Annotated in this window: 20 protein-coding genes; 18 read left to right on the forward strand and 2 right to left on the reverse strand. The window is 45.7% G+C overall.

What is annotated here, in order from left to right:
* Nucleotides 1-9 precede the first annotated feature (9 nt).
* Nucleotides 10-606: a cadmium resistance transporter gene (locus tag AC6H04_RS00715; RefSeq protein WP_497569860.1), complete on the reverse strand. Its 597-nt coding sequence runs from the start codon at nucleotides 604-606 to the stop codon at nucleotides 10-12.
* Nucleotides 607-885: 279 nt separating this feature from the next.
* Between AC6H04_RS00715 and AC6H04_RS00720 the strand changes: the two genes are divergently transcribed.
* The 3 genes from AC6H04_RS00720 (at nucleotide 886) to AC6H04_RS00730 (ending at nucleotide 4,339) form a co-directional block, all read left to right on the forward strand.
* Nucleotides 886-1,500 carry a histidine phosphatase family protein gene (locus AC6H04_RS00720; protein WP_497569861.1) on the forward strand — a complete coding sequence of 205 codons (615 nt, stop codon included), beginning with the start codon at nucleotides 886-888 and terminating at the stop codon, nucleotides 1,498-1,500.
* Between the two features lie 189 nt (nucleotides 1,501-1,689).
* Nucleotides 1,690-2,544, forward strand: a complete 855-nt coding sequence (locus AC6H04_RS00725) for a GNAT family N-acetyltransferase (RefSeq protein WP_497569862.1) — start codon at nucleotides 1,690-1,692, stop codon at nucleotides 2,542-2,544.
* A 661-nt stretch (nucleotides 2,545-3,205) separates the two neighbouring features.
* Nucleotides 3,206-4,339 (forward strand): HoxN/HupN/NixA family nickel/cobalt transporter, encoded by a 1,134-nt coding sequence (locus AC6H04_RS00730; protein ID WP_497569863.1) that lies wholly within the window; start codon nucleotides 3,206-3,208, stop codon nucleotides 4,337-4,339.
* A gap of 382 nt (nucleotides 4,340-4,721) precedes the next feature.
* On the opposite strand, the gene AC6H04_RS00735 is transcribed toward AC6H04_RS00730, so the two are convergent.
* Entirely contained in the window at nucleotides 4,722-5,285 is a 564-nt protein-coding gene (locus AC6H04_RS00735; RefSeq protein ID WP_497569864.1) for a cob(I)yrinic acid a,c-diamide adenosyltransferase, read from the reverse strand.
* A 510-nt stretch (nucleotides 5,286-5,795) separates the two neighbouring features.
* Here AC6H04_RS00735 and AC6H04_RS00740 point away from each other — a divergent pair.
* The 15 genes from AC6H04_RS00740 to AC6H04_RS00810 are packed head-to-tail and all read left to right on the forward strand — an operon-like array spanning nucleotide 5,796 to nucleotide 18,901.
* Nucleotides 5,796-6,305 (forward strand): ECF transporter S component, encoded by a 510-nt coding sequence (locus AC6H04_RS00740; protein WP_497569865.1) that lies wholly within the window; start codon nucleotides 5,796-5,798, stop codon nucleotides 6,303-6,305.
* A 1-nt stretch (nucleotide 6,306) separates the two neighbouring features.
* On the forward strand, nucleotides 6,307-7,380 hold the full coding sequence (gene cobD, locus AC6H04_RS00745) for a threonine-phosphate decarboxylase CobD (protein WP_497569866.1): 1,074 nt from the start codon (nucleotides 6,307-6,309) through the stop codon (nucleotides 7,378-7,380).
* An 18-nt stretch (nucleotides 7,381-7,398) separates the two neighbouring features.
* Nucleotides 7,399-8,778, forward strand: a complete 1,380-nt coding sequence (locus tag AC6H04_RS00750; protein ID WP_497569867.1) for a cobyrinic acid a,c-diamide synthase CobB — start codon at nucleotides 7,399-7,401, stop codon at nucleotides 8,776-8,778.
* On the forward strand, nucleotides 8,765-9,739 hold the full coding sequence (gene cbiB / locus AC6H04_RS00755) for an adenosylcobinamide-phosphate synthase CbiB (RefSeq protein ID WP_497569868.1): 975 nt from the start codon (nucleotides 8,765-8,767) through the stop codon (nucleotides 9,737-9,739). The genes AC6H04_RS00750 and cbiB overlap by 14 nt, the downstream gene beginning before the upstream one ends.
* Entirely contained in the window at nucleotides 9,736-10,383 is a 648-nt protein-coding gene (locus AC6H04_RS00760) for a cobalt-precorrin-8 methylmutase (protein ID WP_497569869.1), read from the forward strand. Before cbiB ends, AC6H04_RS00760 begins: the two co-directional genes overlap by 4 nt.
* A gap of 9 nt (nucleotides 10,384-10,392) precedes the next feature.
* Nucleotides 10,393-11,526 (forward strand): cobalt-precorrin-5B (C(1))-methyltransferase CbiD, encoded by a 1,134-nt coding sequence (cbiD, locus tag AC6H04_RS00765; protein ID WP_497569870.1) that lies wholly within the window; start codon nucleotides 10,393-10,395, stop codon nucleotides 11,524-11,526.
* Nucleotides 11,523-12,125 (forward strand): cobalt-precorrin-7 (C(5))-methyltransferase, encoded by a 603-nt coding sequence (locus AC6H04_RS00770; protein ID WP_497569871.1) that lies wholly within the window; start codon nucleotides 11,523-11,525, stop codon nucleotides 12,123-12,125. Before cbiD ends, AC6H04_RS00770 begins: the two co-directional genes overlap by 4 nt.
* Nucleotides 12,115-12,678 carry a decarboxylating cobalt-precorrin-6B (C(15))-methyltransferase gene (locus AC6H04_RS00775; RefSeq protein WP_497569872.1) on the forward strand — a complete coding sequence of 188 codons (564 nt, stop codon included), beginning with the start codon at nucleotides 12,115-12,117 and terminating at the stop codon, nucleotides 12,676-12,678. Before AC6H04_RS00770 ends, AC6H04_RS00775 begins: the two co-directional genes overlap by 11 nt.
* Nucleotides 12,679-12,681: 3 nt before the next feature.
* Nucleotides 12,682-13,455, forward strand: coding sequence for a cobalt-precorrin-4 methyltransferase (locus AC6H04_RS00780; RefSeq protein ID WP_497569873.1), 774 nt, complete (start codon nucleotides 12,682-12,684; stop codon nucleotides 13,453-13,455).
* The gene (locus tag AC6H04_RS00785) at nucleotides 13,442-14,512 is read left to right on the forward strand and encodes a cobalt-precorrin 5A hydrolase (RefSeq protein ID WP_497569874.1); all 1,071 of its coding nucleotides are present in this window, start codon (nucleotides 13,442-13,444) and stop codon (nucleotides 14,510-14,512) included. Before AC6H04_RS00780 ends, AC6H04_RS00785 begins: the two co-directional genes overlap by 14 nt.
* Before the next feature lie 22 nt (nucleotides 14,513-14,534).
* The gene (gene cobJ / locus AC6H04_RS00790) at nucleotides 14,535-15,260 is read left to right on the forward strand and encodes a precorrin-3B C(17)-methyltransferase (RefSeq protein ID WP_497569875.1); all 726 of its coding nucleotides are present in this window, start codon (nucleotides 14,535-14,537) and stop codon (nucleotides 15,258-15,260) included.
* Complete coding sequence (cobK, locus tag AC6H04_RS00795; protein WP_497569876.1) at nucleotides 15,257-16,009, forward strand: precorrin-6A reductase; 753 nt, start codon at nucleotides 15,257-15,259, stop codon at nucleotides 16,007-16,009. The genes cobJ and cobK overlap by 4 nt, the downstream gene beginning before the upstream one ends.
* Complete coding sequence (cobA, locus tag AC6H04_RS00800; RefSeq protein ID WP_497569877.1) at nucleotides 16,006-17,406, forward strand: uroporphyrinogen-III C-methyltransferase; 1,401 nt, start codon at nucleotides 16,006-16,008, stop codon at nucleotides 17,404-17,406. Before cobK ends, cobA begins: the two co-directional genes overlap by 4 nt.
* Nucleotides 17,403-18,197 (forward strand): sirohydrochlorin cobaltochelatase, encoded by a 795-nt coding sequence (locus AC6H04_RS00805; protein WP_497569878.1) that lies wholly within the window; start codon nucleotides 17,403-17,405, stop codon nucleotides 18,195-18,197. Before cobA ends, AC6H04_RS00805 begins: the two co-directional genes overlap by 4 nt.
* Nucleotides 18,198-18,199: 2 nt before the next feature.
* Nucleotides 18,200-18,901 (forward strand): cobalt-factor II C(20)-methyltransferase, encoded by a 702-nt coding sequence (locus tag AC6H04_RS00810; RefSeq protein WP_497569879.1) that lies wholly within the window; start codon nucleotides 18,200-18,202, stop codon nucleotides 18,899-18,901.
* Nucleotides 18,902-19,020: the final 119 nt, after the last annotated feature.

Consider the following 19,020-nt stretch of genomic DNA (forward strand, 5'->3'; position numbering starts at 1 on the left):
GATAGGCGTTTAAAACGCGTTATTTTTAATGAGGATGTAGATTCCTAGCGCAATGAAAATGAGTGGAATGACCCATTTCCGGTATTCCTCGATTTTTTCCTTTAACACGGGTAAATTAGCCAGTTTATAGCCGATAAAACACCAAACTAGCGTCATAATAGCATAAACAACGATAATTAGAATCGTTTCAGTTTGGTTATACTGAGAAAATAACGGGACGTAGATGCCAATATTATCAGCCCCGTTTGAAATCGTCAGCAGGCAGATACTCAGAATCTTAATGATAGCTGATTGGTTATATTTGATTGATCGAGGTAAGCTGCTATTATCGGTTTTACTACGAAAATAGTAGTCAAACCAGTACTTAATCCCCAAGAAAATCGGTAAGAAGCCCATCCATTTCAGCAACCCACTGATTAAGAAACTGAGGCCATAATCAATTAGCAGACTGAAAACGACCAGACCGCCAATACCCAATAATTGCCCCAAAACAATTTGATATTTTTGATACTTTTCTGCTTGAGTAAAGAGGAGTGTTAGAACCACAATGTCGTCCAAGTCTGAGCTTATAAATGACACTATCCCCGTAATAATCAGTGCTAACATTCTAGGACCTCTGTATCCGCTTTCATTAATTGTTTATCCTTTCATTCTAAGTGATGTAATGCACATATTCAAGCGCTTATCTTGTTTAGTTAGCAGTCGACAAAATTTGAAAGATTGTGGTGTAGCGCGGATGGTAATAGTAAACAAGGTGTGTCAGCAGACACATGATCGCATACGGTCCTTATGATCATTTTGTCGCTTTCTTTAATTAATATTTTGCAGACGTGTTTGAAATAATATGTCATAATAATGGCAGAATAAGAAGAACGGAGGCGCACTATGACAGACTTTTATTTCATTCGTCACGGCCAAACGTCGGCGAATGTGCAAGGGTTAAAACAGGGGACGATGGATACGGAAATGACTCACTTAAACGAAGTGGGTTTGGGTCAGGCAGCAAATTTACGTGATCAGTTTGATATTAGTTTTGCCGACCAGTTGGTAGTCAGCCCGCTGAACCGGACCAGACAGACGGCTGCTATTTTGAATGAAAACGCGCAATTACCAATCAGTTATGATGATCGCTTGTTGGAAATTTCCTACGGTGACTGGGATGGTCAAAAAAACCGCGACTTGGAGGAACAATATCCTGATGTGTTCGATCACAGTCTTCATGATGTGTTGCCAACGTACGCGAGTCTTGCGCATGGTGAATCCTTTGAAACGATAACTGATCGTGCCAAGTCATTTATGACGGAATTTGCAGGCAAGTATCCTGACCAAGCCATTATCGTGGTTACCCATGGCTTTACGATCAAGGCGGCTGCCATGGCGATTTTACAGCCAGCTAATCTAATGGCCTTACCAGAGCCTGGTAATACCAGCGTGACCAAGATAAGCGTTGATGCTGCTAATGGCCAGTCCTATGTATGGTCCTATAATCAACAATATTAAGTGGTTGTACCATAATGCGCTGTCTGATAGGCGTAATGATGAATAAGACTATTTTGAAAAAATAATCTTATTATATCCAACTTGCTCATATACGAGCTTTTTGGCGCATCACGTCATATAATGTAAGTGCTTACAATTAATGTGTTAGACGCAGATTGTCAATCTATAGATATTTTTGAGGTGGTTTTCTTGAAAAAAATAGGGGTATTTGTTGGTAGTTTACGTAAGGGGTCATATTCAAAAAAGATTGCTAAAGTCTTAGTATCACTACTACCGAGTAACATTGAAGCAGAGTTTTTAGACATAGGTGTACTGCCATTATTTAACGATGATCTTGATCCAAATGGTGTGCCGGAGTGGAATCGTTTCAGAAATCAGTTAGATACGCTAGATGGATTACTGATCGTTACGCCGGAGTATAATCGTTCGATTCCAGGCGCCTTAAAAAATGCCATGGATATTGGTTCACGGCCGACGAACCACTTTGGCGGTCGAGTTGCTTTGGTCGTTTCGGATTCTATTGGCAACGCGGGTGGATATGGTGCGAACCATCATCTGCGGCAAACCTTTACCACACTGAACATTATTCCAGTCCAGCGACCAGAGGTGTACCTTGCACACACTGATACCATGTTTGATGAGCATGACATGATAAAAAATGAAGGAACGATTGGGTTTTTGCAGTCCGCCATCGATGCATTTGTTAAGTTGCTTTACGTCACGTCACTGTCATCGAGCGTTGGCGAATTTTTAGACGATAGCACCGATCCACTGTCGCTAACACTTGGTAATGGGCATTACTACCATAAAAATGATGCTGGTGAGGTGGTAGCTGAGATTAAGTTTACCTTTGATACACCGGGCGCGTTGACCATCACGAGTACCACTGTTCAGCCTGAATTACGGGGAAAGGGTATCGCAAAGCAACTGGTTCTCAAAGTCATCGCCATGGCGAAAGCTTACCAGCTTAAGATCATTCCTAAATGTAGTTACGCAGAATCGTTTTTTAAGACGTATAAGAATTATGCGGACATGGTTCAGTAATTAAATAAACGCTAGAATGATAGTATCAATATAAGAAGCTGTCATAACGATGATTCGATTCAGCGTTGTGGTGGCTTTTTTAGTGCAAAATAAAACAGAATTTTCTCTAAAAACGGTAATCGTGAAATTATTATCGTGTTGATTGGCGATGAAACTTTAGCGGAACGGGACTTAAAACGTTTGCTAAAAACGGTGTAATTGTTGTTAAAATGGCATTTGGCAGCCTTTTGTACGCCATCTTATAAAGGGAAACAAGGGGTACGGAAAACTGAGTAATGTTGTTTTATTTTATGCTTTAACAAATAATTACCCTGAAATAATGATAATTTTGTCGATAAAAACGCAATATAATCATATTACTTGTAACTAATCATGGGTATTGATTGATTTGACGGTTGAAAGCGCTTTATCGAATGACGCTAAAAATGTCACACATTGCCGGTATGACTGGGAAAGTCAAACGGTACAAAATAATTGGGATTGCCGATGGTATATTGAGTGTGTTCGAAAGGCTCGTGTTAATAATGACTTTTTTATTGGTTTGTGAATTACTAAACAGCATTTCAAAATGAGCCAAACTACTGGCAACGACATTGTTAGTCACAGAATCAAGGTACCCTGTTACCACCTAACGTTGTCGGCCACCACGGAGGTTTTACAATTGGAATCAAAAAGGACTCATTACCCATTAAAGCCAGATTTATTGAAGTTCGGCGGTTACGTTATTGTTCTATTTGTGGTCGGGTGGGGACTCGTCTTCATGTATCTGAGCCGCTATCCATCCTTATTAGCCATGGCGTTTCTATCGTTTACTTTTGGTCTGCAGCATGCCTTTGATGTGGATCACATTACCGCCATTGATAACATGACGCGTAAACTTATTAACGATGGTAAAAACACCCACGGCGTCGGCTTCTATTTTTCACTGGGACATTCATTAGTGGTCGTGATTATGGCCTTGCTGACGATCTTTTTCGTTGAATGGTCTAAGAAACAACTACCGACGTTTCAGAATATCGGTGGGGTATTAGGAACACTTTTTGCTGGTTTTATGCTGTTACTACTTGGAACGATTAATTTAATTATCTTGGTTGGCATCTGGAAATCATTTAAAGCAATCAGCAACGGCGATTTCTCCACTGCACATGCGTCCACTGATACGCGGATCTTCAGGACTTTTAAGAAGATGCTCAACATCATTAAGCATAACTGGCAAGTGGTTTGCGTTGGCTTTTTGTTTGGGCTTGGCTTTGATACCGCCACCCAAATTGCCGTGCTTGCTACATCGGCTGTTGCAACTAGTAAAGGGATTCCGTGGTTCGCGGTATTCTCATTCCCAATCCTATTTACTTCGGGCATGTGCCTGATGGATACGTGCGATGGCCTGTTTATGAGCACCGCGTACAGCTGGGTATTCTCCTCACCATTCCGTAAAGTCTATTACAATCTTGCACTGACGGGATTATCGGTCACCGCAGCGTTCTTCGTTGGTATTGTGGACGTGCTGCAGGCAATTGGTGGGTACTTAAATTGGCATAATCCGGTGATTAAATTTGCTCAGTCACTGAATTTTAATATTCTCGGAATTCTCCTGGTGATTTTATTTGTAATTACTTGGTCAGCTGCCTTGATTATCTGGAAAGTGTTTAACTTGAAAGCAAAGGATGACGCAGTCGTAAAGGCTGAGCAACATCAGGAAGCGGTGTTTGAACGGATGAACGAGGCCAATACTGAAAGTACGGTGCACGTGAACCAGTCCGTTGTGCAATCTGGAAATGAACACAGTTTAGGTTAATCCTTTCAGTTTGATTAGTAGTGTTTATGCGGCTTTACTGCGAAATTCAATCGTGGTAAGGCCGTTTTTTATATCCACAGGTTGCAACAAACCTGGGACACGGGCAACATCAACCTTACTAGAATGGTCACTGTAATCGCGATTACAGCATCACAATAAAAATATGCCTATTGATGTTTCAAATACACCTGATATGTACGAAATTGATGCTAATGGCGCATTTACTTTCAACACTAAGGTCAGGATACGCAATGATCCCAACATGGATTCCACTCCGATTATCTGTTATGAGTTTGGTGAGCATTAATTATTCACAGAAAAAAGCGACTTATCGAGAAATCTAATTAGATTTCGTGATAAGTCGCTTTTTAACAGACATGGTTTACCGAAAGACGGGTTTGCTATTCCGGTATAAAATATCCTCGTTCTTGCCAAGCATGTTTGCGTAGCGGGCAGCAGCGAAGAAGTAATCAGATAGTCGGTTAATGAAGACCAGCACGTCCTTATTAATGTCGTCTTCACCTTGGAGCGTCACGATGTTGCGTTCAGCGCGACGTGTGATGGTTCGGGCGACGTGCAATGCTGAAGCTGGCTGGTTGCCTCCTGGCAGAATGAATTTCTGAACAGGTGGTACGGCTTCGGTATAAGTGTCGATTTTACCTTCAAGCCATTTTACGGCGTCTGCGTTAAAGATGAAGTCTCGTTTAGGGTCGTCGTTTAGAGTGGCCAAATCAGTGCCAGCATCAAACAGCAACTGTTGAATTTCTTCCAACTCGGCTTTTAAAACGGCTGTTTCTGGCGTAAGCACTGAGATCGTGTAACCAACCCATGAATTGAGCTCATCGACGGTGCCATAGGATTCAACCCGCGCATCGTCTTTATCGACGATCTTTTTGCCAATGATCCGGGTCTGTCCCTTGTCGCCTTTTTTCGTGTAAATTTTCATAACCAACCTCCTGAAATATTAGGATGAATTTACGTTCCTCCATCATTATACATAATAAAGCTTAAAAGAGTTGCGTGACCGTTAATCTTAATAAAGGCTGATATCACGGTGTTTAAAGGATAAAAAGCTGAAAAATAAAGGCTTATAGCAAAATAGTGGCAGTCAATTCAAGATGACGCCAAAATAATATTATTCTGACGAGAATTTGTTATGAAATCATATTCAAGAAACGACCACTAAAAATGGATGATAGCTAATAACCCAATGATATCAGCGATTTAATTATTGTAATGTGCAAAAATATCATGCGATATTTTGCTATTAACAAATAAATTAGTACTATTTTGAAGAGATAGTCAAATCACCGCAAATAAATTGTTAGTTGAATCACAAGCCGTTGAAATGGGGGAGGTAAGCTTTTATATTTTTAATGAGAACCGAATATCAGATTATGTAAGCGCCAACATTGCTATCATTCCGATATATACGAAAGAGAGGTTATATAGTCATATGGGTGATTCAGCCAGATTAAAAAGAATTGTTTTAGCAGCCATGTTACTGGCCCTTTGTGTCGTTGGGGCAAATATTAAGATTATGGGATCGATTGCGTTTGATTCTATGCCAGCATTTCTCGGTGCTATTTTGCTAGGGCCTTGGTTTGGTGCGTTTTTAGGCGTCTTTGGTCACTTGACCTCAGCTGCCATGGCTGGTTTTCCGTTAACCTTACCCATTCATCTCATCATTGGACTCATGATGGGGGTCTGCATGTTTGTTTTCGGCTGGATTCGCCAACGATTCGGTAAAGATAAGTTTGGTATCATTTTGATTTCCGATATTGTAGGGTACATCATTAACACCCCACTGGAAGTCCCGTTGCTATATCCGTTATTAAAGGGTGCCATCTTCGCACTGTTTGTTCCATTAACGATGGCAACTATCGTCAATATTGTTATTGGAGAGATTATCTATGCCTTTTTGCCAAAGAATATGAAGCATGCCAGCTTCTTAAGGAGTAATTAGCATGAAAGTGACACACGGTGGTAATCGCGAATTAATTGCACAACAGATTGGAATTTCAGAAGACCAGCTAGTGGACTTTAGCGCCAACATTAATCCACTAGGGTTGTCACCACGACTGAAACAGGTGATTACGGATGCGGTGGACGAAGTGATCTACTATCCCAATCCGCAGTATCCAGAATTGCGTCAGGCGATTGGCAGCCACTTCAATTTATCGGCTGAGGATGTTTTCGTCGGAAACGGTGCGGTTCAAATGATTTTTGATACCGCCACTGCCTTGCACTCGAAACACGCCTTGGTGCTGGCACCGACGTTTGGCGAGTATGAACGTTCACTGACGCGGGCAGGAACCACGGTTTCACATTTTGAACTGACACCGGCAAATGATTTCCAGGTACCGGTTCATCAGCTGCTGACCCATCTGGAGACGCACCCGGACATTGATCTAATTTGTTTGTGTAATCCCAATAATCCTAGTGGTCAAGTTGTTAAGCCAGCTGATGTTCAGCAGTTAGCAGATTATTGTATGGCACACAACGTTTGGCTGATTCTCGATGAGGCCTTTATGGACCTGATCGACCATGATGCGCTGAGTTATGTTTCGTTGATGAAACCAACGGATCCCGTGATTATTCTGCGGTCAGCAACCAAGTTTTTTGCGATTCCGGGTCTACGGCTTGGGTTTGCATTGACGCGAAATGAACAGCTAAAAGAACAATTGACTGCGACGCAAGAACCATGGTCGGTGAACACCATGGCTGCCCGGTTCGGTGAACATATGTATGAAGACACGGACTATATCAAACGTACCTACGATTGGTTAAGAGCTGAAAAACCATATCTGTATCAGGCGCTGCAGACGGTGAGTTACCTGACCGTTTTTCCGTCAGTTACGAACTATTACTTATTAAAGAGTGACATTCCTAAATTACGTGAGCGACTGTGGGAACGAGGTATCATGATTCGCGATTGTTCTGATTACGTGGCCTTAAGTCCGGATTATTACCGGGTAGCGGTACGCGGGCACGCTGAAAACAAACAGTTGATCGCCGCTTTACAAGCGTTGTCACAGTAAATATCAAGGGGTGGTTAGATGAAGAAGTTAATGATTGCCGGGGCAACGAGTGGCTCAGGTAAAACCAGTGTAACGCTGGGTATTTTATCAGCCTTGAGCGACACGTTGCGGATCCAGCCTTATAAGATTGGTCCCGATTACGTTGACACTAAATTTCACTCGCGGATCACGGGCCGACAATCACGTAACATTGACAGTTTTTTAGTACCAGATGTGCATTCGCTGACATACCTCTTTGAACGTGATACCAGCGACGTTGATCTGGGACTCGTCGAAGGGGTGATGGGACTCTACGATGGGCTGGGTACGGATAAGGATGCTCATTCTTCGGCTAGTATTGCAAAAATGCTCAACATTCCTGTTGTGCTGGTGGTTAATGGCCGTTCAGCGTCAACGTCCATTGCAGCTATCGTAAAGGGTTTTGTCGAATTTGATCCGGCTGTTTCAATCGTTGGTATCGTGGTCAATAACGTCATGAGTCAAAATCACTTTGAACTTATCAAGGGTGCTATTACGCGTTACGTGAAGAACGTTCCGGTGCTAGGCTACCTTCCGTTTAAAAAAGAATTATCGTTGCCATCGCGGCAGCTAGGGCTGGTACCTGATAACGAGTTGCCAGCGGTTGATGCCAAAATCGCTGAGTTAGGGAAACTGACGAAAGCTCACATTGATTTGAATCGGCTGCTAGCGTTAGCCGGAACTAGCGTGGACGTGCATCTGCCATCCCCAATCGTGACTCAGCAAGTTGACTTAACACTGGGTATTGCCCAAGACGACGCGTTTAATTTTTACTATCAAGATAATTTGGAAGCGCTTAGAGAAGCGGGTGTGACGCTTAAACCGTTTAGCCCGATTGCGGATAAAGCGTTACCAGACGGCATCGATGCGTTGTATCTGGGTGGCGGTTATCCGGAAGAATTCGCGGCAGAATTAGCAGCAAACACCACAATGAAGCAGGCCATCCGCGCCTTTTCACACGCGAACCGCCCAATCTATGCCGAATGTGGTGGTTTGATGTATTTGGGTAACCGGTTGACCACCGACAGCGGGACGTTTGACATGCTGGGATTGCTGGATGGTGAGAGTGAAATGACACCACGGCTGAAACGGTTTGGTTACTGCGAGGCGTCACCAGTAGTTGATACGATCATTGGAACGGCTGGAACTAAGCTTGTCGGTCACGAATTTCACCATTCAGTATTTACGGCGAATGCCGGGCTTGACCCAGTGCTTCGTATGAGAAAGGTCCGAGACGGTGTTGTTGCGGATGAATGGACGGGCGGTTATCAGGTTCAGCGAACATTTGCCAGTTACTTGCACGTTCATTTCTACCAAAGCAAGGCCGTTTTCAACGGATTACTGGACCGGTTAGGAGCGCGTGTCCATGCGAGTCATTAGTATGATTGCCATTGGCTTTATTCTCGATCTGATTTTAGGTGATCCGCCGACTTGGCCGCACCCGGTAAAGCTGATTGGCCACGCGATTGCGGGCTTGACCAAGTGGTGGAACAAGCCAACGTTTTCGCCGATGACGAGAAGGTTGCTTGGCGGCTTGATGTGGCTGATCATCGTTGGCGGTACCTGGAGCATCACCTTTGGGCTGATGTGGCTAACAAGGACGGTGCCCTGGTTGCAGTTTATCCTTGGGACTTACCTGTGTTACACGTGTCTTTCCATCAAAGGGTTATCGATTGAGAGCCGCAAAATTATGCGTAGTCTCAAGCAGGGCGATTTGAAAAAGGCCCGCTATCAGGTGGGTATGATCGTTGGTCGAGATACGGACCAGCTTTCTGCTGAAGACGTTTGTAAAGCGACCATCGAAACGGATGCTGAAAATACCAGTGACGGCGTAATTGCCCCATTGATCTACCTGGCGATTGGTGGTCCGGCGTTAGGGTTGGCCTACAAGGCAGTCAACACACTTGATTCGATGGTGGGTTATAAGAATGAACAATATGGCGACATTGGATTTGTTTCTGCCAAGTTAGACGATGTGTTTAATTACCTGCCTGCTCGGATCACATGGTGTCTGCTGATGCTTGCTACGGCGCTGCTGCGGTTTGATGTGCATAATGCGTTTATCGTCGGCCGGCGTGACCGAGAACATCACCGCAGCCCGAACAGCGGTTTTTCCGAGTCCGTGGTGGCCGGTGCGTTGAACCTACGTTTAGGCGGACCACACTACTACTTCGGCGAAATCGTGGACAAACCGTTTATTGGAAATCAGGATGCTGTAGCAGCCGATTTTAGCGCCATTAAAAACACACTTAAACTTGTTTATCTGGTGGCGGTCATCGGTCTGATCCTGGTCTGTGCCTGTCGCTTCGCATTTCTAATCATTGGAGGATTTATTGCATGAGTGATTACATTACGATTCCAAATCAAATTACGGATAAAAGTTTTGAAATGATTCAAGACGAAATTGATCAAATTGATCCCAATTACACGTTTAATTCAGCGATTGAGGAAGCCACGATCAAACGGGCGATCCATACCACCGCGGATTTTGACTACCTCAAGAACTTGAAATTTACTCACGATGCCATCGCCAAAATAGCGCACGTCATGCAAAATGGCGGGACAATCTTTACTGACACGACCATGGCGCTTGCTGGGATGAATAAACGTAAGCTGGATGCCATTGGCTGTCACTATCACTGTTACATCAGTGAACCAGAGGTGTTTGCTCGGGCAAAGGAACGCGGTATTACCCGCTCCATGGCGGCCATAGAAGTGGCAGCCGAAGTCCCGACGGAGAAGGTTTTCGTCGTCGGTAACGCACCAACTGCGCTGTACAAGATCTTAGAGATGACTAAGGCTGGAAAATTAAAACCAGATGCTGTTATCGGTGTGCCGGTTGGGTTCGTAGAAGCTGCAGAAAGTAAACAGGCGCTTTACGAAAGCGATATTCCAGCCATCGTCGCTCTTGGTAGAAAAGGCGGTAGTAATTTAGCCGCTGCCATGGTCAACGCGGTGTTGTACAACCTAGAACTCGTGAAGTAGGTGACGTCAATGTCAGAACCAGAAGATAACTATGTTTACTATAATGGCCGTAAGCTACGGAAAGGCTACACCACGGGAACCACGGCAACTGCAGCGTCAGTAGCCGCTGCAAAGGCGATCCTTGACCAGAAGGCGCCGGCCGTTGTAAAAGTCAACGCTGCTAACGGGACGCCGGTTCAATTTGACGTTCAAGATTGTACGTTTGACCACCAAAAAGCCAGTGTTGCAATTCAAAAAGATGGTGGTGATGACCAGGACGCAACCGATGGTATGTTGATCTATTCAACGGTCACGTTACGACCCGATCACACCATCACCCTTGATGGTGGTGAAGGCATCGGCCGCGTGACGCAGGACGGACTTGCCAACAAGCCAGGAATGCCAGCCATTAACCCGACCCCTTACAAATTGATTCAAGAAGGGGTCCGGGATGTGATTGGTCCTGACCGGGGTGCTGACATTATCATCTCAGCACCGGAGGGTGAAAGGGTCGCTAAATTGACCTATAACCCTAAATTAGGCATCGTCGGCGGCATTTCCATTCTTGGTACCAGCGGCATTGTGACACCGATGTCTGAAGAATCCTGGAAGCACTCCATTTCCATTGAAATGAACATTCATCGCAAGCGGGGAGATACGGCTATCATCCTAACCCCTGGAAATTACGGTGAGGATTTCTTAAAGGACGACATGCATATTCCGGTCATTAAACAAGTCCAGATGAGCAATTTTGTTGGCTATGTCCTCAAAGAAGTACAGCGATTAGGCTTTACCAAGGTACTCATAGTGGGGGACCTCGGTAAGATGATCAAGGTCGCTGGGGGAATCTTTTCCACCCACAGTAAGGATGCTGATGCCAGGGCAGAAATCATGGTCGCCAACCTTGCTTTAATGGGAGCACCGCTGGACCTAATGAAAAACGTCTACGGCTGCTTAACCACGATTTCAATGATTAAATTGATCAACGAAGCTGGTTATCAGGATGTGTACCAGACGATTGTTGATAAGATCAAGGGGCGTGCGGAAAAGTTGCTGGCACATAAAAAGCCCCAAGTCGAAGTTGATGCGGTGATCTTTTCACGAGATACCGGTTTTCTAGCAGCGACTAAGCCACTGAAAGAAATTGAGGCGGATTGGCAATGATTACTGTGTTAGGTATTGGTCCAGGTAGCCCAGATTTAATGCTGCGTGGAACCGAGAAGCTGTTAACTCAGGCAGACTTAGTGATTGGGTCGAAACGCCAACTGGCAGGTTTTGATTTACCAAGTGAGAAACAACTGGTACTGCCTAAGCTAGCAATCCTCAAAAAATTGCTGGTTGAACAATACGACCAAAATGTGGTGCTGTTAGCGTCAGGCGATCCGTTGTTATACGGCATCGGTAGCTGGACACTACGAGAATTTGGCAGTGACCACGTAACGATTATTCCAGGTATCAGTTCTATTCAGTACATGTTCAACCAGGTGGGACTGCCGATGAACGACGCGTACTTTACTAGCAGTCACGGTCGGATTCCCGACTTTGACTTTTTGCTGGCACACCAAACAGTTGGGATGGTTACTGATGAAAAGATCGGTCCCTATCAGATCGCACAAGAGGTGTTAAGTCGGCACCAGCACCGCACTCTCTATATTGGTGAACAGTTGAGTTATCCGGAAGAGCGAATCAGCCAGTTGCAACCCGAACAGGTTGAAGATAAAAAATACAACATGAACGTGGTGATTATAACAAATGCGCGATGAAGACTTTTTACGGACAAAGGTTCCGATGACCAAATCAGAAGTACGAAGTATCAGTTTGGATAAGCTTCAGTTGCAGGGCAAAACCAGTTTCTTAGACATTGGATCGGGTACCGGCAGCGTCAGTTTACAAGCAGCGTTGGAATTTCCAGAACTGCAGGTAACCGCCATTGAGAAGAATGACGATGCCATTGCGATTATGCATGATAATATGGTGCATTTTAAGACCCAAAATATTCAGCTGCTTCAAGGAGAAGCGCCAGCCGATATTCCAGATCAGCCATACGATGCGATTTTTGTTGGTGGCAGCGGCTCTAACTTGACCGCTATTATCGACTTTGCAGTGGCCCATTTGGCAGATGGCGGTGCGTTAGTGCTGAACTTCATTTTGCAAGAAAATGCGTTGGCAGCATTTGAGCACCTTCAGGCAGTCGACGTAACTGAACTGGAAATGGTTGAAACACGAATTGCGAAATGGTACGCCCTCGGCCAAGGCCATTTCTTTAAACCCCAAAATCCGACACTCATCGTGAGTGCCATCAGAAAGGTAAGATAAATTATGACAATTGTAAGTTTTGTAGGTGCAGGCCCTGGTGACAAGGATTTAATTACATTAAAAGGCTATCGACGTTTAGCAGAAGCTGACGTGGTGATCTATGCTGGTTCCTTGGTTAATCCTGAATTACTCGATTACTGCAAGGATGGTGCTGAAAAAGATGATAGCGCTAGCATGACACTTGAAGACATCATCTCTAAGATGCAAGAAGCCGTGGCTGCTGATAAAACGGTGGTACGCCTGCAGACGGGTGACTTCTCAATCTATGGTTCAATTCGCGAACAGATCGAAGAGTTGAAGAAGTTAGATATTGGTTACGAATGTATTCCAGGTGTCAGCTCCTTCCTTGGTGCCGCATCATCCATGGGTGTAGAATACACGGTTCCGGAAGTGTCACAGAGTGTCATCATTACTCGAATGGCAGGTCGGACACCCGTCCCAGACAGCGAATCATTGCAAAAACTTGCCAGCCATCATACCTCAATGGTGATCTTCTTATCTGTTCAAAGCGTTAACAAGGTTGTCCGTGAATTGTTGGCAGGCGGTTACAAGGAAACCACACCAGCTGCCGTGATTTACAAAGCCACTTGGCCGGATGAAAAGATGGTGAAGGGAACTTTGGCCGACATTGCCAAGAAAGTTAAAGAAGCGGGTATTCGTCGGACAGCCCTGATCATGGTTGGTGATTTCTTAGGCGATGAATACAGTTACTCCAAGCTCTACGATGCCACGTTCACCCACACTTATCGTAAGGGCGTCAAAAATGACAAAGAATGAGCACCCGCAACTTGGCGTGATTGCGCTGACGAAACAGGGGAGCCGATTAGCACGCCGCATCGCCGACCTCATGCAAGGCACGGTGTATCTGCCCGAACGGTTCGCTGTGGCGAATGAGCAGACGTTTGGCAAGGGTCAATTTACCAAGACCTGTCAGCGGTTATTTCACGAAATGGATGGTGTGATCTGCGTTATGGCCACCGGCATCGTGGTCCGTACGATTGCGCCGCTAGTTGAAGACAAAACGGTGGATCCCGCGGTGCTCGTCGTTGACGAACGTGCTAACCACGTGATCAGCCTATTATCCGGTCACGTTGGCGGTGCCAATGCGTGGGCGACGCAGTTAGCTGAGTTGCTGGAATCAGATCCGGTGATCACTACTGCGACAGATACGGAACATGTCCAAGCATTGGACACATTAGCGCAACGTGTCGATGGCTGGTACCCGGATTTCAAAATGAATACTAAGAAGTACAACAGCCTATTAGCGGCTGGTGAGCCAGTTGAGATTTGGATCGATCCGGACTTTATATCAGCTTTTCCAGATTTAAGCGGTTTTCATCAATTGGAAGCGCTGACGGATGCGACGGCCGGTGTTCCGCTGGTTATCGTTTCCGATAAAGTTAATTTTGATAAGTATGCCAACAGCGTTCAGGTGGTACCGAGGGTCAACGCTCTAGGTATCGGCTGTCGCAAGGACGTGACCTACGCCATGATGCAAACTGTATTTACCCAGTTTTGTGTTGAACATCAACTGGCTTGGCAATCAATTTGTGCACTGGGATCCATCGATAAAAAGCAGCATGAAGGTGCCATTCATTACCTCGCCGATACGCTTAACGTGCCAGTGACGTTTTATACGGTCGAAGCGTTGCAACCAGCGAGCCAGCATTACCCGCAATCGGCGTTTGTTGAAAAGACGGTGGGTGTTGGCAACGTCGCTAGTGCTTCCGCGGAAACGCTGACTGGCCAGCCCACCGTGACTGATCGTTTTGCGCTTGATGAGATCACCATGGCGATGAGTCGAAAATTGCTGAATCGTTATCAGACTAGATAAAAACTCAAAAGGAGTAAACCATATGTTATACATCGTAGGGCTTGGCCCCGGTTCAAAAGAATTGATGACACAAGAAGCATTAGACGTTATTGAAAAAACGGATACCATCGTCGGATACGTGACCTACGTCCGTTTGGTACAAGATATGTTGGCAGGTAAGGAACTGGTCGTTACTGGGATGCGCGGTGAAATTGAGCGTTGTAAAAAGGCCATTGAGATTGCCCAAACGGGTAAGGATGTTGCCATTATCTCCAGCGGGGATGCTGGCATTTACGGTATGGCCGGACTAGTGCTGGAACTGGCATCTAAGGCCGAACAACACATTGATGTGAAAGTGGTACCAGGTGTGACGGCAAGTATCGGTGCTGCTGCGGCATTAGGCGCACCGTTAATGAACGACTTTTGCCACATTAGTTTAAGCGACTTGATGACGCCTTGGGACGTGATTAAAGAACGGGTAGACGCTGCTGCCAAAGCAGATTTTGTGATTTGCCTGTACAACCCACGTAGTAAGGGCCGTCCAAACAATTTGCGTGAAGCCTTAGATATTATTTTGAAATACAAGTCAGAAGACACCGTTGTGGGTATTGGCAAGGACGTTGCCCGCAAGAAGGAAATCGAAAAAGTGACCACCATTAAAGACTTGGACGTTGAGGAGATCAACATGACGACCATCGTTATCGTGGGTAACAAGAATACCTACGTGGCAGATGGTCGCATGGTGACACCACGAGGGTATACGCTGTGATTTTGTTATTAGGCGGTACTAGTGAAAGCTTGGATGTCGCTGATTATCTGACGAAGCTCAATGCACCGTTTATTTTGTCGGTCACTACGGATTACGGTGCAGAGCTTGCGCGGCCACATGCCACGCAAGTGAGTCAGCAGATATTGACGCCGGAAACTTTTCACGCGTTCTTTTCTGACCATGACATTACGTTGATCATCGACGCCACCCACCCCTTTGCGAAGGTGATCTCAGGCACTGTAATGGTGGCAGCAAAAACGGATCAGATTAGATACATTCGCTTGGAACGAGCAAACGGTTTAGAAGAAGGACCAAACTTGAAGTTGTTTGATGATCTGGATGGCGTAGTCGCTTATCTAAAACCAACTAATGGCACGGTTTACCTCTCTACGGGTAGTAAAACCGCTGGTGAATATGCTCAAAAACTTGGTGTTAATCGTCTGCACGTCCGCGTTTTACCAACCGTTAAAGCAATTGGTTTGCTGGATGATGCTGGGTTTGAAGCCGACCAGATCGATGCTGTGCGCGGACCATTTAGTGAACAACTCAATATTGAGTTGTTTCAGCGCTGTCATGCGATTGCTGTGGTGACAAAAGAATCTGGGCGTCGTGGCGGCGTTCAGGAAAAAATAACGGCCTGTGAAAAATTGGGCATTCCGTGTTTGGTCATTAAACGCCCAACGCTGAATTATCCAGAGAGAGCCACAAGTTTAGCTGAATTAAGTGCACTATTGGAGGGAACGCAATGAACGGTTTAGTCTCACTTATTGGCGCCGGACCAGGTAACCCGGAGCTGCTCACACTGTTGGGTAAACGCCGCCTTGAAGAAGCCGACGTCATCGTGTATGACCGGTTGGTGAACCCTGCGTTGCTGTCACCGTTTGTGGCAGAGAAAATTGATGTGGGTAAAATGCCGCTTCACCATAAAATTAGCCAGTATCAGATCAACGACATGCTAGTAGATTTGTCCAAACAAGGAAAGCGGGTTGTCCGCTTAAAGGCGGGTGACCCATACGTGTTTGGCCGTGGCGGTGAAGAGGGGCAGTATCTGAGTAAACATCAGATCCCCTTCGAAGTTGTGCCTGGATTGACCAGTGCCATTGCAGGACTAGCGGCTGCAGGAATTCCCATCACCCACCGCGATTTTGCTTCTAGTTTCCACGTGATTACAGGGCACCGCAAGGCCAATGGAGAAGAGTTGGATTGGGAAAACATTGCGCATCAAGAAGGCACCATTGTTTTTCTAATGGGCATGGCGCAGCTGCCTAACATTGCCAAACAGTTAGTGGCACACGGAATGGCCAGCGATACGCCGGTTGCTGTGGTTCAGTGGGCAACCCATTGGAAGCAACGCTCAATCTCGTCTGACTTGGCCAACGTTGTTCAAATGGTTGAGAAGATGCACATCTCATCACCGGCTTTGATCGTGGTTGGTGGCGTCGTTAAGTTGATGGGTGATTTGCAGCCGCATCGGCCGTTGCAGGGATTGCACTTCTTGATTCCGTTTAAACAGGATTCAAAATTATTTAACGTCCTCCAAGATGAAGGGGCAGCTGTAAACTTCTTTGATCGACGGGTCAAGAAACCATTGGCGTTTGAGTTGCCAGACTTTGACACTGGTGGCACGCTGATCGTCACTGATTTTGCGGCCTTTCACTACTTTCAGGAACACTTGTTGACGCTGGGTGTCGACAATCGTGCACTGGCTAACTGGAAATTGGTGGCCAGCAACCACATCGTGAAGTATCGGCTGCAACAAGATGGCCTTCTGGCGGATGGGTTGTATGACCCTAAAAAAATAGATCAAAAACGGCCAGTTGTTTTCATTGGCGAACGGCTGGCGTTATCAAACTACCATGCAGTTGCTGAGGCTGACTACCTGGCGACATACCAAAGTGAAACCATCAATCAAAATATTGACTTGAACGACTTTCACGGCATTGTTTTTCCAAGTTCAGCATCGGTCACTGATCTCTATACTGGTTGTACCAGCGATGAGCGTGAGTTACTGAGCCAAATGTATTGCTTCGCTATGGGGCAGACGGTGGCAGACGAGTGTCATAAGTTAGGTTTAGAGAACGTTGTCGAAGTAAAACCAAGCTATGATAACGTGATTCAAATGGTAAAGAAGGTCTTTGCGCGATGAGTAAAACAGCACTGTTAATTGTGAGTTTTGGTACCACCTATCCCGAGACGCGGCATAAGACGATTGAAGCTACGGAAAACGCCTTTCGAGCAGCATTTCCTGATGCCGAAGTATTCCGAGCGTTCACGTCGAAAATCGTTGTCTCGCGAATCAAGCAAAACGAGGGTCTTAGCATTGATTCACCACGAGAAGCGCTTGCCAAGATTATTGCTGGCGGATATGACACCCTTTACGTGCAATCACTGCATTTGATTCCCGGTATCGAATACCACCAAGTTGAAACGGCCGTAGCAAAGGAAGCGGGTCATTTTAAACGGGTCGTGATTGGTCGGCCATTATTAAACGACTTTGCGGATTATCAAGCGACGATTAGCTTTTTAAAACAGATCGGCAGCCCGCTGGCAGCTGATGAAGCCGTCCTCTTTATGGGACATGGGACTGCAAATAGCGCCTTTACAGCGTACGCTTGCCTGGATCACATGCTAATGGGCAGTCAGCACTACATGGGAGCAGTTGAAAGTTACCCTGACATTCAGTTTGAAATTAGCCGGCTTCAAGCTGACGGCATTAAACGGGTAAGGTTACAGCCATTCATGCTGGTAGCTGGTAATCACGCCCATAATGACATGGCTTCCGATACGCCTGATTCTTGGCAGAGTCAGTTGCAGCGTGCAGGAATTCAGGTGACGTCACAATTAAAGGGTTTAGGCGAATATCCTGAGATTCAGCAACAGTTTATTACCCATTTGAAACGACAATTAACGGCAACTGAGACGAAAGGCGGTATGTAACGATGGCAACATTTTATGGCATCGGGGTTGGTCCTGGTGACAGTGAATTAATGACGATGAAGGCGATCAATACCCTTAAACAGATCGACATCCTATACACTCCTAAGGCCCATAATGATCAGCCGAGCGTCGCGGAAAAAATCGCAGCACCGTATTTTTCAGAAGAGCTAACGGTCAAACGGCGGCGTTTCCCAATGGTTAAAGATCTCAGTGAAAAACAAGCCAGTTGGCGTGCAATCGCTGAAGAGATCGTGGCGGACGTAAAATCGGGTCACGATGTGGGGTTCATCACACTGGGTGATGCTTCTGTGTACAGTACTTATAGTTATCTGCTGGACATTATTGGCAATCAGATTGCGGTGGCGACCGTTGCCGGTATTTCCGCTTATTCGCAGATTGCGGCAACCATTTCGACACCCTTGATGCTTGATGATGAACTACTGGAAATCATTCCAGCCACGGCCGACGAACAGAAGATCGCCACTGCGATTGATGATAACGACAACGTGGTCATGATGAAAATTTCAGCCAATTTACCTCTGGTTTATCAGCTCTTAGCGCAACGCAATCTCTTAGACCAAGCCATCATCATTAGTAATGCGTCAATGACGGCTCAACGTACGGTTAAACTATCGGCGCTTGATCCAGACGATAAACTGCCCTACTTTTCAACGCTGCTGTTGAAAAAAACATATTCTTTTTGATTGATCTCAGTTCTTCTAAGGATTGCGAAATGCCCTGAACGGGTGCAATCACCAATGGAAGAACGCATACATACATGGTATGACAAAAGTTAAGGCCATGAGTAGTGACGCGTGATGAC

It is taken from the genome of Secundilactobacillus sp. MJ173, assembly GCF_059704265.1.

What these genes read in the sequence shown, in the direction of transcription:
- AC6H04_RS00735 (WP_497569864.1), bottom strand. Translation starts at nt 5,285, where the DNA reads ATGAAAATTTACACGAAAAAAGGCGACAAGGGACAGACCCGGATCATT.
- cbiD (WP_497569870.1), top strand. Translation starts at nt 10,393, where the DNA reads ATGTCAGAACCAGAAGATAACTATGTTTACTATAATGGCCGTAAGCTA.
- cobD (WP_497569866.1), top strand. Translation starts at nt 6,307, where the DNA reads ATGAAAGTGACACACGGTGGTAATCGCGAATTAATTGCACAACAGATT.
- AC6H04_RS00805 (WP_497569878.1), top strand. Translation starts at nt 17,403, where the DNA reads ATGAGTAAAACAGCACTGTTAATTGTGAGTTTTGGTACCACCTATCCC.
- AC6H04_RS00750 (WP_497569867.1), top strand. Translation starts at nt 7,399, where the DNA reads ATGAAGAAGTTAATGATTGCCGGGGCAACGAGTGGCTCAGGTAAAACC.
- AC6H04_RS00715 (WP_497569860.1), bottom strand. Translation starts at nt 606, where the DNA reads ATGTTAGCACTGATTATTACGGGGATAGTGTCATTTATAAGCTCAGAC.
- AC6H04_RS00775 (WP_497569872.1), top strand. Translation starts at nt 12,115, where the DNA reads ATGCGCGATGAAGACTTTTTACGGACAAAGGTTCCGATGACCAAATCA.
- cobA (WP_497569877.1), top strand. Translation starts at nt 16,006, where the DNA reads ATGAACGGTTTAGTCTCACTTATTGGCGCCGGACCAGGTAACCCGGAG.
- AC6H04_RS00760 (WP_497569869.1), top strand. Translation starts at nt 9,736, where the DNA reads ATGAGTGATTACATTACGATTCCAAATCAAATTACGGATAAAAGTTTT.
- cobJ (WP_497569875.1), top strand. Translation starts at nt 14,535, where the DNA reads ATGTTATACATCGTAGGGCTTGGCCCCGGTTCAAAAGAATTGATGACA.
- AC6H04_RS00740 (WP_497569865.1), top strand. Translation starts at nt 5,796, where the DNA reads ATGGGTGATTCAGCCAGATTAAAAAGAATTGTTTTAGCAGCCATGTTA.
- AC6H04_RS00810 (WP_497569879.1), top strand. Translation starts at nt 18,200, where the DNA reads ATGGCAACATTTTATGGCATCGGGGTTGGTCCTGGTGACAGTGAATTA.
- AC6H04_RS00770 (WP_497569871.1), top strand. Translation starts at nt 11,523, where the DNA reads ATGATTACTGTGTTAGGTATTGGTCCAGGTAGCCCAGATTTAATGCTG.
- AC6H04_RS00780 (WP_497569873.1), top strand. Translation starts at nt 12,682, where the DNA reads ATGACAATTGTAAGTTTTGTAGGTGCAGGCCCTGGTGACAAGGATTTA.
- AC6H04_RS00785 (WP_497569874.1), top strand. Translation starts at nt 13,442, where the DNA reads ATGACAAAGAATGAGCACCCGCAACTTGGCGTGATTGCGCTGACGAAA.
- cbiB (WP_497569868.1), top strand. Translation starts at nt 8,765, where the DNA reads ATGCGAGTCATTAGTATGATTGCCATTGGCTTTATTCTCGATCTGATT.
- AC6H04_RS00720 (WP_497569861.1), top strand. Translation starts at nt 886, where the DNA reads ATGACAGACTTTTATTTCATTCGTCACGGCCAAACGTCGGCGAATGTG.